The organism is Carnobacterium gallinarum DSM 4847 (assembly GCF_000744375.1).
In the GTDB taxonomy this organism is placed as follows: domain Bacteria; phylum Bacillota; class Bacilli; order Lactobacillales; family Carnobacteriaceae; genus Carnobacterium; species Carnobacterium gallinarum.
Genome location: NZ_JQLU01000004.1, coordinates 144,869 through 159,349, shown reverse-complemented (window position 1 = coordinate 159,349; position 14,481 = coordinate 144,869). Strand labels below are relative to the sequence as shown.

Genomic DNA, 14,481 nt, shown 5'->3' with positions numbered 1-14,481 from the left:
CCTCCAATCGGGCATAGCGGAACATCGTTAATCGAGCGGATTTTCTCCACTCACCTAAAATAGTTTACCATAACTTAAAACAGCTGTAAAGGTCTTTTCCTTGATATCTAAAGAAATTTTCTTTTAATCGGCATTTGAATCTGACTCTTCTGCGCGAATCTCTTTTAACCAAAGTTTTTGCTCTTTTGTTAGTTTTACTTCCTCTAACATATCTGGACGTCTTTGATACGTACGACGTAAGGATTCCTTTTCTTGCCATTCACGAATTAATTTGTGGTTGCCATTGGTTAGAACTGCCGGCACTTCCATCCCACGAAAATCTGCAGGTCGCGTGTATTGAGGATGCTCTAAAAGACCAGTAGAATGAGAGTCTGTTAACGCTGAAGATTGATTACCTAAAACATCAGGCAAAAGACGAACAGTGGCGTCTACAATCACCATAGCACCTAATTCACCACCAGTTAGGACATAATCTCCTAAAGAAATCTCATCAGTTACCAATTCACGAATTCGTTCATCGTATCCTTCATAATGACCGCAAATAAAAATTAGGTGTTCTTCTTCAGCTAATTCTTCTGCCACTGATTGAGTAAAAGGAACTCCTGCAGGATCTAATAAAATAACTCGTTTCTTTGTTTCAGGTGTCTCTGCTTCAATGGCTTCAACTGCTCCAAATATTGGCTGAGCCATTAACAACATGCCTGCTCCACCTCCATAAGGATAATCATCAACATTTTGATGACGATGATCAGAAAACTCACGAAAATTCGTTACATTTAACTCAAGCAACTTTTTTTCAATAGCTTTCCCGATAATTGATTCCTTCATTGGTCCCTCAAACATTCGAGGAAATAACGTTAAAACATCAATTCTCATTAGTCTAACCCTTCCATAATATGGATAGTCACAACACCGTTAGCAATATCAACTTTTTTCACAACTTCTTCAATATAAGGAATTAATAAATCTTTCTGTTGTACTCGTTGAATCACCCAAACATCATTCGCACCTGGCGATAAAACTTCTTTGATTTTCCCGATTTCTTCCCCATCTTCATCAATCACATTTAGCCCGATAATTTCATGCAAATAAAATTCATTTTCAGGTAACTCATGCATTTGTTCAGAAGTAATCTGAAGCATTCCATCACGATATTTTTCAACATCATTAATTGATGGATGATCTTTAAAGGTTAGAATATCAAAGTTTTTGTGCTTGCGGTGATTGGTTACGGTTAGTTCGATTGTCGGCTTACCCTCTTGTTGTAATAAGAGTTTATTGCCTTTTTTATAGCGTTCATCTGGAAAATCCGTTCTAGAAATAACTCGTACTTCTCCTTTTAAACCTTGTGTGTTTACAATTTTACCTACATTAAATAATTCAGTCACAATATCCCTCATTCTCTATTAGTTTGTCGTCACTATTGTACCATAAAATGGCTATGAACTCTGCTAAAAGCAGGAATATTCTCAGAAATTCATTTTTTCTTTTTAGACAATATAAAAAACCATCTTCATTCTAAAATGAAAATGGTTTTTTCGTTATTAAATGGGATTAACTATCGACAATTGATAGACGTACACGCTTCGGTCCTTTGACCCTCACGCTGTACACAATTGTACGAATTGCTTTTGCTACGCGACCTTGTTTTCCAATCACCCGTCCAATATCATCCGGATGAACCGACAATTGATAATCAAGATACTCGTTAGTTTCCTCGATTACAATATCCAACTCTTCTGGATGAGTAACCAGAGGACGAACAATGGTAAGAATTAATTCTTTAACGTCAGCCATAGAAAACATCCTTTTTATTTAACGTTTTTTGATTCATGGAATTTTTTCATAATACCTTCTTTTGAAAGGATGTTACGAACTGTATCAGAAGGTTGTGCACCATTAGCTAACCAGCCAAGTACTTTTTCTTCTTCCACTTTAACTGCTGCTGGTTGAACAACTGGATTGTATGTTCCAACAACTTCGATATAACGTCCATCACGAGGAGAACGTGAATCTGCAACTACCATACGGTAAAATGGATTCTTTTTAGAGCCCATACGTTTTAAACGGATTTTTACTGCCATCTTTATTTACACCTCCAATAACTATCTCACATTTACATATATTACCAGTCTTTTGCCCCCCTGTAAAGTGTTTTTTCTTTACAGGGCTATTTTTTTTAGATAATTTCTTTAAAAGACTGATTTAATAAGGTTTACATTCCTGATTTCTAAACAACTGCACTAAAAAAATCAACTAAGTTCACTTTATTTTTTCTTTTTATTTTTCTTTCTAAGTTTCTTTTTATTTTTGCGAACCATTGAATTCATCGCCATTTTTCCTAATTTACCACCAACGCCACTACCAAACATTCCATCCATGCCATTAAAGTTTCCTTTAGACATTTGCCCCATCATTTTCTTCGATTCATTAAATTGTTTGATCATCCGATTTACTTCAGCAATTGGGCGACCTGAACCGCGAGCAATCCGGCGGCGACGACTTTGTGATAATAAATCTGGATTTTCACGCTCTTTAGGTGTCATGGATAAGACAATAGCCTTCATCCGTGCAGTATCTTTAGGATCAATCTGCATTTTATCCAGTCCTGGAACATTGTTCATTCCCGGAATCATCTTCAAGATATCTTCAAGCGGTCCCATGTTATTTAACTGGTCCATTTGCTCAATAAAATCGTTAAAATCAAAACTGTTGTCTTGCATTTTTTTCGTCATTTCTTCGGCTTTTTTCTCATCGAAATCTGTTTGAGCTTTTTCGATTAGGGTTAACATATCCCCCATACCTAAGATACGGCTTGCCATACGATCTGGATAGAAAGGCTCTAAATCTTCTAGTTTTTCCCCTTGACCAGTAAATTTAATGGGTTTTCCGGTCACAGAGCGAATTGAAAGAGCTGCCCCACCACGAGTATCCCCATCTAATTTCGTTAAAATGACCCCAGTAATATCTAATTGTGCGTTAAACGATTCCGCTACATTAACTGCATCTTGCCCAGTCATCGCATCTACTACTAAGAAAATCTCAGTTGGATTCGTCATCGCTTTAATATCAGTTAACTCCGTCATTAATGTTTCATCAATATGCAAACGTCCTGCAGTATCAATAATAACAAAGTCATGATGTTCTTCTTTTGCTTTTTCAATTGCTTTTTTCGCAATCTCAACAGGACTTACTTGATCTCCCATTGCAAATACAGGAATGTCCAATTGTTCTCCCAATGTTTGCAATTGTTGAATGGCTGCTGGACGATAAATATCGGCAGCAACTAATAACGGTCTACGATTTTGTTTTTTACGTAAAAAGTTCGCCAATTTACCAGCTGTCGTTGTTTTACCTGCTCCTTGTAGCCCCACCATCATAATAACAGTTGGTGATTTTGCTGATGCTTGAATGCCAGACTGCTCGCCACCCATTAAAGCCGTCAGTTCTTCATCAACGATCTTAACGATTTGTTGTGCTGGTGATAAGCTTTCTAACACTTCTACACCAATTGCACGATCACTGACTGTTTTAACAAATTCTTTTACTACTTTAAAGTTTACATCGGCTTCTAATAAAGCCAAACGGACTTCGCGCATCATTTCTTTTACATCAGCTTCGGAAACTTTCCCTTTACGACGCATTTTGTTCATTGCTGCTTGAAGACGTTCTGATAATCCCTCAAATGCCATTTATTTTCACCTATCCTTATTCTTCTTCTTTTTCTGCTTGTAACCCGTTAATTAAGTCAATTAATTTTTCATCTGCTGGATATTTTTCACTGACATATGCTGATAATTCATTAATAATCTCTTCGCCATGCAGAAAATCCGCTACATTATGCAGTTTACGCTCGTATTCTTTCAGAATATGTTCTGTCCGCTTAATATTGTCATATACCGCTTGACGGCTGACACCGAATTCTTCTGCAATTTCGCCCAACGAAAAATCATCTGCATAATACAACTGCATGTAACTCTGTTGTTTTTCAGTCAATAGGGATTCATAAAATTCAAATAAAGCATTCATTTGATTCGTTTTTTCTAACTCCATTTTAAATCCTTCTTTCCGCTTTGACTCGCTGTCAAGTGATTTTCGTTTACATACTCGTTTAGCGTACCTATTTTTGCCTCTTTAGTCAATAGATAATTTGGATAAATGAGAAATTTTTTGGATAAAAAAACCAGTTACCACAAATCATGGCAACTAGTTAACCAAATGCTAAACTCACTCAGCTTTTTTATTAATTAATTGACTAAATAAACCAAAGACATATTCATTTGGATCAAAAACTTGTAAATCATCCATTCCTTCACCCAAACCAACGTATTTAACAGGAATGTGCAACTCATTACGAATCGCTAAAACAATTCCACCTTTAGCTGTTCCATCTAATTTCGTTAGAACTAATCCTGTTACATCCGTTGTTTCTTTAAATTGTTTCGCTTGAATCATTGCATTTTGACCAGTCGTTGCATCCAACACTAATAGAACTTCCAATGGTGTATTTGGTAACTCACGATCAATTACTCGTTTCATCTTCTCTAGTTCATTCATTAAATTGACCTTATTTTGTAAACGTCCAGCTGTATCCACCATTAAAATATCTGCATTTTGTTCTTTCGCTTGTTTCACCGCATCAAAAACAACCGCTGCTGGATCACCACCAGCCGCTCCGCTAACAACGTCCACGTTGACACGTTCTCCCCAAACTTTTAATTGATCAATCGCTCCTGCTCTAAACGTATCTCCAGCAGCCAATAAAACCTTTTTACCAGCTACTTGATATTGATGAGCCATTTTCCCAATTGTCGTTGTTTTCCCAACACCATTCACTCCAACAAATAAAATAACAGTTAAACCATCAGGATTTAATTTGATTTCAGGATTTTCAGTTTCACCACGTTCATAAAGTTCAACTAATTTCTCAATAATCGCTTCTTGAACTTCATTTTGGTTCTTGGCATTTCGCAATTTTACTTCTTGACGCAACGCATCTGTAATCTCCATTGTTGTTTCAAAACCAACATCAGATCCAATTAAAACTTCTTCCAATTCATCAAAGAAATCTTCATCTACTGTGCGGAAATTAGCAAAAAGTTCATTCATACGTTCTGAAAATGATTTTCGCGTTTTCTCTAAGCCTTTTTCATATTTTTCAGTGACTTCTGTTTTTTCAACTTCTTCACCTGTAAATGCTTTTTTTATTTTATCAAAAAATCCCATGACGTAACCTCTTTCTCATCCTCTGTTTCTACTTCTATTTTTATTGTACCATAGATTTAATAAGTTTCATTATTCAATACAAACTTCTCAACAGCATAAGCTACACCATTTTCAAGATTGCTTTTTGTAACAAATTGAGCTGCTGCTTTGACTTCATCCGTTGCATTCCCCATCGCTACACCTAAACCTGCAAACTCAATCATGGCCATATCATTTTCTTCATCACCAAGTGCCATCACTTCATCTGGATGAATGTCTAACAACTCACATAAAACAGCTAGTCCTCGCCCTTTGTCGACTTCTTTATTTAGAACCTCCAATAAGACTGGACGTGATTTCATCATTGTGTAATTTTCTGTAAACTCGACTGGAATTTTAGCAATCGCTTCATCTAGTATTTCCTGGTCAATACAAATAACAGCTTTATTGTACTCCAAATCCTCTGGCAGCTCCTCAATGGTTGTAGAAACCATCGGTAAAGCTTTCATAATCCCGCCGTATAGAGAGTCACGATTTTCTGGATAAGGTGGTGCGTAAACTTGTTTGAGATCAATAAAATTAAGCGGAACTTGCAATTCTTGAGTTAACTGGTACAACTCTTTAATTTGTGTTTTTGTTAAGGTTTTTTGTGATAAGACTTCACCGGTATTTGTTCGTTGAACTAATCCACCATTATAGGTAATTCCGTAATCACCAGCTTCTTTTAAATTTAATTCATCTAAATAATGTGCCATCCCTAATAATGGGCGCCCTGTACAGAGAACGACTTTGACACCTATGTTTTTAGCTTGTGTTAAGGCTTTTTTTGTTGCTGGTGTAATCTCTTTATGTTCATTTAATAGCGTTCCGTCTAAGTCAATTGCAATTAGTTTAATCATGTAAGTCCTCCTAATAGTTTCATCCTATTCAGTATACGTTTTATTCCTACAATTGTGAACTATTAATTGCGAAAGTAGGGACTTTTTCTATAATAAATCCCTATTTAGTGTACCTTTTTTAAAAACTATTGCCATCCGCCGTGAGACTGATTTTGAATTTTTATGGATAACCAAAATAGATGTTAATGATTTCTCATTAACATCTATCTACTTCATTAGCTACTGACTAACCCTTTTTCTTCAACTTCTTCTAAACGAACTGAAACAATTTTTGATATTCCAGATTCTTGCATAGTAACACCGTATAAAACATCGGCTTCTTCCATTGTACCTTTGCGGTGAGTAATTACAATAAACTGGGTATCTCCTTCAAATTGGTTTAAATAACGTCCAAATCGTGCCACATTGGCTTCATCTAAAGCAGCCTCAACTTCATCCAAGATACAGAATGGCACCGGACGAACTTGTATAATTGCGAATAATAATGCAATTGCTGTAAAGGCACGCTCACCACCAGAAAGTAAACTTAAATTTTGTAATTTTTTCCCTGGCGGTTGGGCGATAATCTCAATTCCTGTGTTCAATAGATCTTCTGGGTTACTTAAACGCAACTCAGCATAACCACCACCAAACATCTTCGGAAAGACAATGGCGAATTTATCACGAATCGCATCAAAGACTTCTGAAAAGCGTTTTTTTACTTCTTCATCCATTTCATCCATTGTTTCAAACAAGCTTGCTTTTGCTGTTAACAAATCATCTCGTTGTTCTGTTAAGAAAGTAAAACGTTCATTCACACGGTCAAATTCCTCAATAGCACCAATATTAACAGAGCCTAGTTCTTCAATACTGCGTTTTAATAATTTAACTTTTTGTCGTGCATCCTCAATTGATAGTGTTAACTGATGATTCTGCTTGGCAAATTCAAAACTTAAGCCATACTCTTCACTTAAATGAGCTAAACGATTCTCAATCTCGACATCATGACGATTCATGGCTACTTCAGCTTTTGAACGTTGCTCCAACAAATGATGTTGCTGATTATTTTTCGCAGCAACGGTGCGATCGTATTCATCAATTTCCAGTTCTAATTGAGAACGTTCTTCTTTCATTTGATTGATAGCTGTTTCAAAGGCCGTTTTTTCCGTTTGAATTTGAGTTAATTTTTCAACTAGTTCTTCTTGAGAAAGTTGATGGCTGCCATCACTATTAATCATCATTTCTAATTGCAACGTACTAGTCGCTAATGTATCTTCTTCAACTTGTAGCGCTTCTTTTAAGCGTTGCTCTTCTTTGATTAAACCTGTTACTTGCTCTTTTGCAACAGCTAAACTAGCCGTCATTTCATGAACTCGTTGGTTAGCCGACTCTTGAAGTTGTGAGCGTTTTTCATTTTCAGAGGAAATCAGTTCAATCTGATAATTAATCTTATCCATTTCAGTTTGAATCTCGGTCATTTCTGTTGCAATTTCAGCAGTCCGTTGATGATAATGCTCAGTTTCTTCTTGGGCCTCTTGAGATTCATATGTGTAAGCTTTTAACTCACGGGTATAGCGATTGACTTTTTCAGAAAATAATTGAACATCATTTTTTAGCTGTTGTTCGTTTAATCGTTCTTTCTCACCAATAACTCTTAATTCCTCTAATTCTAGTTCTTGTTTTTTGACTGTCTGTTTTAGTGTACGAACTTCAATTTCTTTAGCTTCTAAAGTCGTTTCCATCGCTGTAATTTGTTGATTTAAATTAGTTAATTCATTTTTACGAGCAAAGATACTTCCTTGATTGCCTTTTTTACTCGCACCACCGGTCATAGACCCACCAGCATTCATAACATCGCCCTCTAAAGTGACTACACGGTATTTAAATTGAATACTACGAGCGATCTGGTTTGCTGAATTTAAATCTTGTGCCACAATTGTCGTTCCTAATAAATTGTGCATCACATTTTCAATTGATGCTGGATAATGAATAAGTTGACTAGCAATACCTAAATAGCCTGGATTATTTTTAACTGTGGCTTCAATCGAACTAGGTAAATGTCTAGGTTTGATCGTAGTTAATGGTAAAAATGTTGCGCGACCTAAACGTTTTTGTTTTAAGTAAGTAATCCCTTTACGGCCACTTTCCTCATCTTTAACAATTACATTTTGACTAGCAGCTCCTAAGGCAATATCAATGGCTAATTCTGTTTGTTTGGGAACCTCGATTAATTCAGCAACAGCTCCGACAATTCCACCAATTTCTTGCTTACGTCGTAATATTTCTTTAACCCCTTGATAAAATCCTGCATAATCTTCATTCAGATCAGCTAAACTATCTCGTTTTGCTTTAGCTTGTTGCATTAAACGCATGGCTTCATACATTTTTTGTTCATGATTTTCTAAATCAAAACGATTTTTTTGTAAGTCTACTTGAATCTCTTGATGACTTAATAATTTGCTTGCTAAATTCTTTTGAACCGTCGTTAACTGCGCTTGATTGGCTTCATAAAGTTTCGTTGCTTCCGCAATATCCTCTTCCAATGTCCGAACCGTTACATCTGATTTCATATTTTTCTGTGAAACTTGTAAAAAACTTTTTTCCAAATAACCTTGCTCATTACGTAAGGTAGTTTGCTTTTGCATCCATTCGACATAATCATCACGTAGTGTTTCAATTGTAATAGAACTATCTTCCGTCAATAGATTTCGTTCTTTTTCAGCTTCTTGCAATTCTTGCCGTAATTCTTTTTCTTTTTCTTGTTTTTCAGCTAAAGCACGTTGTAATTCAGCTAATTCTTGTGTAACTTGATGAATTTTAGCTTCAATTTTTAACTTAGCTTCTTCTAATTGTTGGCGATTTTCTTGTGTGTTTTTACTACGTTCTGATAAAACTTTTTTCTGAGCTTCTGTCTGTTCATAAACTTGAACCATTGAAACTAACTTCGATTGATTTTCATCTAGTTGGTTATCGATTAATTGACGTTTTTCGCGCAAATGAGCTACTGTTTCTTCAGCCGTCTGCAATTCTTGACGAGCTTCGCTAATCTCAATACTTAATTTTTCAGCTTGCTCTTTATTCGCTAGCCATTTTTCTTTTAGCAACTCTACTTCTACAGCTGTCAAAGCAATTTCAACTTCACTAAGCTCTTCTTTTTGCATCACATAATCTTTTGCAATGCTGCTTTGCTCACGTAAAGGTTCAATTTGGTCTTCTAGTTCATAGACAATATCTTGCACGCGGTTCAAATTATCTTCTGTTTCAAATAACTTCTGTTCCGCTTTCTTTTTACGCGTTTTGTATTTTAATACGCCAGCTGCTTCTTCAAAAATAGCACGACGATCTTCAGGTTTACTATTAAAAATCGCTTCAACTTTCCCTTGGGAGATAATTGAAAAAGATTCTTTTCCTAAACCAGAGTCCATAAATAAATCAACAATATCTTTTAAACGACAAGCTTGTTTATTTAAATAAAACTCACTATCGCCATTGCGATGCAGTCTTCTAGTAATACTAATTTCACTAAAATCTAACGGCAAAAAGTGATCTTCATTTTCTAGTATCAAAGTAACTTCTGCCAAATTAAGCGGCTTTCTAGACTCTGAACCAGCAAAAATGACATCGTTCATTCGACCACCACGCAAACTTTTTGCAGACTGTTCTCCTAGCACCCAACGGATAGCTTCGGTAATATTACTTTTACCACTTCCGTTAGGTCCTACAACAGCAGTAACTCCATTCACAAATTCAATTGTCGTTTTATCTGCAAAAGATTTAAATCCAGCAATTTCAATTTTCTTTAAATGCACTGTTGACGTGGCTCCTTCCATTATTTACTTGTTTGAATAATATATAACGCATTTTCGGCAGCCGCTTGTTCCGCAGCTTTTTTAGTTTTTCCTTGCCCCTTACCTAATACTTTCCCTTCAGCTCCAACTTCCACAATAAATTCTTTCTCATGTGCAGGTCCGACTTCTTCAAGTAATGTATATTCAATCACAATTTCACCATTTTGTTGCAACCATTCTTGTAAATTCGTTTTATGATCCATCACATGGGAGAAAGCACCGGCATCAATTTTAGGAAAAATCGTTTGTTTTAGAAATTCTAAAACAGCTTCAACACCTTGATCTAAATACAAGGCACCAATAAACGATTCAAATAAATCACATAACAACGCTGGACGATTTCTACCGTTCATTCGTTCTTCACCACGACCTAAACGGATGTATTGATCAAAACCATATTCCTTTGCAAATTGACTTAAACTCGCCTCACAAACAATACGTGCACGAAATTTGGTTAGTTTGCCTTCTGGTAATGTTGGATAATGATCGAATAAATAACGAGAAACTGTAAGTTCTAAAACAGCATCTCCTAAAAATTCAATACGTTCGTTGTCTTGAATGTGACAATCCCTGTGCTCATTCACATATGATGAATGGGTAAAAGCTTCTTGTAAATAGGCTAAATTTTGAAATGTAATCCCAAATTTAGTTTTTAGTTCTTTTAAAAATTCTTCATTCATTGTAACACTCCTTCCATCAATCAGAACTTCTTTATTATACTTGGTTTTCCCTTAAAAATAAAATTTTTCCACTAAAAAAAAGCTATTTCTCATAAATCGAGTAGAAACTTAAAATTTCATTCTAATAAATCAAGTAAATTCTAGCTTTTAAATCTCCTAATTATATCATAAAGAAAATTTTGACTCCAACTATTCTGGAAGTTAAAAGAAGCTAGATAGCCACCTAATTACACAGATGTCTATCTAGCATGTCATTTGTTTTTATTAACTAAGGTGAGCATCAATATACTTAACAGCATCGCCAACCGTTGCGATTTGCTCAGCATCCTCATCAGAAATTTCCGTTCCAAAAACATCTTCAAGCTCCATTACAAGCTCAACAATATCCAATGAATCTGCTCCTAAATCATCTTTAAAAGTTAGTTCACTTGTTACTTTTTCTTCATCTACGCCGAAACGTTCTACAATAATTTTAGCTACTTTATCAAAAGTTTCATTTTGAGACACAGTTACACCTCCATTATCAAATTCTCATTTTAAATTCATTCAGTCAATTTTCAGATTGAATAGTCCGTATCATCATTATTTTACTGATAAGTGACGGATTTGTCCACCTTTTTTTACTAGACGCTAAACAAACCTTTATCCTTCAACATCTTCCGCTTTAGCAGCTTCAGCCTCTTCTAAAGCCTTTTGATCAAAATACGTAACTAAATCATCAATAACATGAGAATTCAACATTTCATGAATTTGACGAATGGTAAAGTAAACTGATTCTTTTTCTGTTGAGCCATGGGTTTTCACAACAGGTGCCTTCACTCCAAATAAAACCGCTCCACCATAACGTGAATAATCTAACTTATCTTTCATTTCAGTTAAACTCGTTTTTAATAAAGCTCCGCCAATTTTTCCTTTAATCCCACTACCATAAATTGCATTTTTCAATAGTTTCATCATTGACATTGCTGTACCCTCAACAGTTTTCAGTACTGCATTTCCAGTAAATCCATCTGTCACAACTACGTCGGCTACACCATTTAATAATTCTCTAGCTTCAACATTCCCAATGAAATTAATTTCTTTTTCAGCATTTAATAACGCATATGCACGTTTGGTAACATCGTTTCCTTTGTTCTCTTCTGTTCCGTTATTTAATAGTCCAACTGTTGGGTTATCTATTCCACGAACAAATTTAGCATAATAACTGGCTAAAATTGCATACTGTAAAATATTTTCAGGTTTTGTATCGGCATTTGCCCCAACATCCATTAAATTAAAGACTTGATCCTCACCCGTCACAACAGGTAAGGTTGGCATTAATCCTGGGCGATCAATTCCTTTAATTCGACCAATAATTAGTAAGCCCGCCGTTAATAACGCTCCTGTATTTCCCGCTGAGAACAACGCATCAGCTTCTTTATTTTTTACTGCTTGAGCAGCTAAAATCATAGATGCATTCTTTTTACGACGCACTGCACGAACAGGATCATCATCACTATTGATTTTTTCATCCGTGTGTACAATTTTTATATTTTTTTCATCGGTTAGATAGGTCCGGATTGCCTCTTCCTTACCATATAATATAAATTCAATATCATTAAATTCTTTTGCGGCTAACATAACGCCCTCTACAATCACTTGAGGTGCGTTATCGCCACCCATTGCGTCTACTGCAATTTTCAATTTAGTTGCCTCCTACTGACATGAGTATCATTCATTTACTACTTTATTATCGCATATTTATCAATTACTTGAAAGTAAAAAAACCTCTGTCACTTTTTGTTTTTTTCACAAAAAAGAGTTTTTATCTATTAATCAAAATCTAACGCACTGATATTTTCTAAACCTACTTCACGTCTTAAAGGTGCATAGTCTGGATTGTCAAAAAAGTTTTCTTGGTTAATTAATGCTGCTGCTTCTTGTCTCGCAGCCTCTAAAGCACCGAAATCACCAACAATATCACCTACTTTAAACTCTGGAACACCGGATTGTTTATTGCCAAACAAATCACCCGGACCTCTTAACTCCAAATCCTTTTCACTTAATACAAACCCATCCGTAGTTTCTGTCATAATTTTCATTCGTTCAATCCCAGTTTCATTTTTAGGATTCGCAACTAAAATACAATAAGATTCTTTTGTTCCCCGTCCAACTCGACCTCTAAGTTGATGCAATTGTGATAAACCAAAACGATCTGCATCATAAATTACCATCGTCGTAGCGTTAGGGACATTTACACCAACTTCAATGACCGTCGTTGAAACAAGAACTTGAATTTTGTTATTTTTAAATGCATCCATAATTGCTTCTTTTTCTGCCGGTTTCATCTTCCCGTGAAGCAAGCCAACATTAAACTGTTTTGGTTCATAATAGTAACAAAGTTTTTCATAAATATCTGTTGCATTTTTCACATCTAAACTTTCAGACTCTTCAATTAACGGACAAATAACATATGCTTGAGAGCCTTTTCTTAGCTGACGTTCAATAAACTCCAATGTGAGTTCAAAGTTTTTCGGTCTTGTCCATGTTGTTTCAATCGGAATCCGTCCAGCAGGTAATTCATCGATGACGGATACATCCATTTCACCATATGCTGTAATTGCCAACGTTCTAGGAATTGGTGTCGCTGTCATAAATAACACATCTGGATGTTCACCTTTTTCTCTTAAAATTCGACGTTGATTTACACCAAAACGATGCTGCTCATCCGTAATAACCAAACCTAATCGAGCAAATTGCACATCTTCTTGAATTAAGGCATGCGTTCCAACAATAACATCCAATTCTCCAGTCGCAAGCCCCGCTAAAATCTCCCGTCGCTCTTTAGTTTTTGTTGAACCCGTTAGCAAAGCAACTTTGACATTTGTAGCTTCAAACAGCTGGGATAGACTTTCCATATGCTGCTCAGCTAAAATTTCCGTTGGTACCATTAATGCACCTTGAAAACCTGCATCAGCCGTGGCAAATAAAGCAATTGCCGCAACAATTGTCTTACCACTCCCTACATCACCTTGTAACAAACGATGCATATGTAAGGACTGTCTTAAATCACCACAAATTTCATTTACTACTCTTTTCTGAGCCTTCGTTAATTCAAATGGTAACGAGGTAATAAACTGTCGTAATGCAGCAACATCGTATAATATAGCTGTACCGCGTCCAACAGCTTTTTCCTGTTTTCGTAAAACTTGCATCTTCATCTGAAAAACTAAGAACTCTTCAAAAACAACTTCACGTCTCGCTTGCTTTGTTTGTTCTTCTTCTGTCGGAAAGTGCATTCCATAAATCGCTTCGCAGTGACGAATTAAACGATATTTTTCTCTTAAATAAGTCGGAATAATTTCTGGAATCACATCTTGATAGCGTTCATAAGCGTTCTCTACTAATTGAAAAATCGTCTTTTGCTTGATGCCTTTATTTGTACTGTAAATGGATTCATAATTTGATGATTCTTCATCATTCGCAGCAACACCTAGAATTTTCATTCCAGTTAAACTTTTACGTTTGCCATCCCATTTGCCAAATACCGCCAGTTCTTCCCCGGCTATAATTTTACTTTTCAAATAAGGCTGATTAAAAAAAGAAACAGCAATCACCGCATGATCAATCGCCAAACGAAAAACCAAACGATTTTTTTTAGGTCCAAAACGTGTTAAAACCGCTTCAGAGACTACATTACCTTTTAAAGTTACTTTTTCTTGATCTTCAATTTCAGCTAAATCCTTGACCTGAATATCTTCATAACGAAAAGGATAATGAGACAAAACATCTAGGATCGTATAAATACCCAATTGATGAAGCGCCTCTAAGCGTTTTGGTCCAACCTGCGGCAAAAGCTCAACAGGATCATAAATTGATTTCTCCATTTAA

At 35.8% G+C, this 14,481-nt stretch carries 13 protein-coding genes; all 13 read right to left on the bottom strand.

From position 1 onward, the window contains the following. Positions 1–123 precede the first annotated feature (123 nt). Entirely contained in the window at positions 124–876 is a 753-nt protein-coding gene (gene trmD, locus BR43_RS03470) for a tRNA (guanosine(37)-N1)-methyltransferase TrmD (RefSeq protein ID WP_034559529.1), read from the bottom strand. After that, positions 876–1,388, bottom strand: coding sequence for a ribosome maturation factor RimM (gene rimM / locus BR43_RS03465; protein WP_034559527.1), 513 nt, complete (start codon positions 1,386–1,388; stop codon positions 876–878). The genes trmD and rimM overlap by 1 nt, the downstream gene beginning before the upstream one ends. A gap of 166 nt (positions 1,389–1,554) precedes the next feature. After that, complete coding sequence (locus BR43_RS03460) at positions 1,555–1,797, bottom strand: KH domain-containing protein (RefSeq protein WP_034559525.1); 243 nt, start codon at positions 1,795–1,797, stop codon at positions 1,555–1,557. Between the two features lie 14 nt (positions 1,798–1,811). Continuing rightward, complete coding sequence (rpsP, locus tag BR43_RS03455; protein ID WP_034559523.1) at positions 1,812–2,084, bottom strand: 30S ribosomal protein S16; 273 nt, start codon at positions 2,082–2,084, stop codon at positions 1,812–1,814. Between the two features lie 183 nt (positions 2,085–2,267). Then, the gene (gene ffh, locus BR43_RS03450; RefSeq protein ID WP_034559522.1) at positions 2,268–3,692 is read right to left on the bottom strand and encodes a signal recognition particle protein; all 1,425 of its coding nucleotides are present in this window, start codon (positions 3,690–3,692) and stop codon (positions 2,268–2,270) included. 16 nt (positions 3,693–3,708) lie between these two features. After that, the gene (locus tag BR43_RS03445; protein ID WP_034559520.1) at positions 3,709–4,053 is read right to left on the bottom strand and encodes a putative DNA-binding protein; all 345 of its coding nucleotides are present in this window, start codon (positions 4,051–4,053) and stop codon (positions 3,709–3,711) included. Between the two features lie 174 nt (positions 4,054–4,227). Beyond that, positions 4,228–5,226 (bottom strand): signal recognition particle-docking protein FtsY, encoded by a 999-nt coding sequence (gene ftsY, locus BR43_RS03440; RefSeq protein WP_034559518.1) that lies wholly within the window; start codon positions 5,224–5,226, stop codon positions 4,228–4,230. Positions 5,227–5,282: 56 nt separating this feature from the next. Next, the gene (yidA, locus tag BR43_RS03435) at positions 5,283–6,104 is read right to left on the bottom strand and encodes a sugar-phosphatase (RefSeq protein ID WP_034559516.1); all 822 of its coding nucleotides are present in this window, start codon (positions 6,102–6,104) and stop codon (positions 5,283–5,285) included. A gap of 215 nt (positions 6,105–6,319) precedes the next feature. Next, positions 6,320–9,892, bottom strand: a complete 3,573-nt coding sequence (gene smc / locus BR43_RS03430) for a chromosome segregation protein SMC (RefSeq protein WP_034559513.1) — start codon at positions 9,890–9,892, stop codon at positions 6,320–6,322. Between the two features lie 20 nt (positions 9,893–9,912). Next, complete coding sequence (gene rnc, locus BR43_RS03425) at positions 9,913–10,611, bottom strand: ribonuclease III (protein ID WP_034559510.1); 699 nt, start codon at positions 10,609–10,611, stop codon at positions 9,913–9,915. Positions 10,612–10,875: 264 nt separating this feature from the next. Further along, positions 10,876–11,118 (bottom strand): acyl carrier protein, encoded by a 243-nt coding sequence (locus BR43_RS03420; RefSeq protein ID WP_034559505.1) that lies wholly within the window; start codon positions 11,116–11,118, stop codon positions 10,876–10,878. Positions 11,119–11,253: 135 nt separating this feature from the next. Beyond that, positions 11,254–12,294, bottom strand: coding sequence for a phosphate acyltransferase PlsX (gene plsX / locus BR43_RS03415; protein WP_034559502.1), 1,041 nt, complete (start codon positions 12,292–12,294; stop codon positions 11,254–11,256). Between the two features lie 128 nt (positions 12,295–12,422). Next, on the bottom strand, positions 12,423–14,477 hold the full coding sequence (recG, locus tag BR43_RS03410; protein WP_034559499.1) for an ATP-dependent DNA helicase RecG: 2,055 nt from the start codon (positions 14,475–14,477) through the stop codon (positions 12,423–12,425). Positions 14,478–14,481 lie beyond the last annotated feature (4 nt).

What these genes read in the sequence shown, in the direction of transcription:
- trmD (WP_034559529.1), bottom strand. Translation starts at nt 876, where the DNA reads ATGAGAATTGATGTTTTAACGTTATTTCCTCGAATGTTTGAGGGACCA.
- BR43_RS03460 (WP_034559525.1), bottom strand. Translation starts at nt 1,797, where the DNA reads ATGGCTGACGTTAAAGAATTAATTCTTACCATTGTTCGTCCTCTGGTT.
- rpsP (WP_034559523.1), bottom strand. Translation starts at nt 2,084, where the DNA reads ATGGCAGTAAAAATCCGTTTAAAACGTATGGGCTCTAAAAAGAATCCA.
- ffh (WP_034559522.1), bottom strand. Translation starts at nt 3,692, where the DNA reads ATGGCATTTGAGGGATTATCAGAACGTCTTCAAGCAGCAATGAACAAA.
- BR43_RS03445 (WP_034559520.1), bottom strand. Translation starts at nt 4,053, where the DNA reads ATGGAGTTAGAAAAAACGAATCAAATGAATGCTTTATTTGAATTTTAT.
- ftsY (WP_034559518.1), bottom strand. Translation starts at nt 5,226, where the DNA reads ATGGGATTTTTTGATAAAATAAAAAAAGCATTTACAGGTGAAGAAGTT.
- yidA (WP_034559516.1), bottom strand. Translation starts at nt 6,104, where the DNA reads ATGATTAAACTAATTGCAATTGACTTAGACGGAACGCTATTAAATGAA.
- rnc (WP_034559510.1), bottom strand. Translation starts at nt 10,611, where the DNA reads ATGAATGAAGAATTTTTAAAAGAACTAAAAACTAAATTTGGGATTACA.
- recG (WP_034559499.1), bottom strand. Translation starts at nt 14,477, where the DNA reads ATGGAGAAATCAATTTATGATCCTGTTGAGCTTTTGCCGCAGGTTGGA.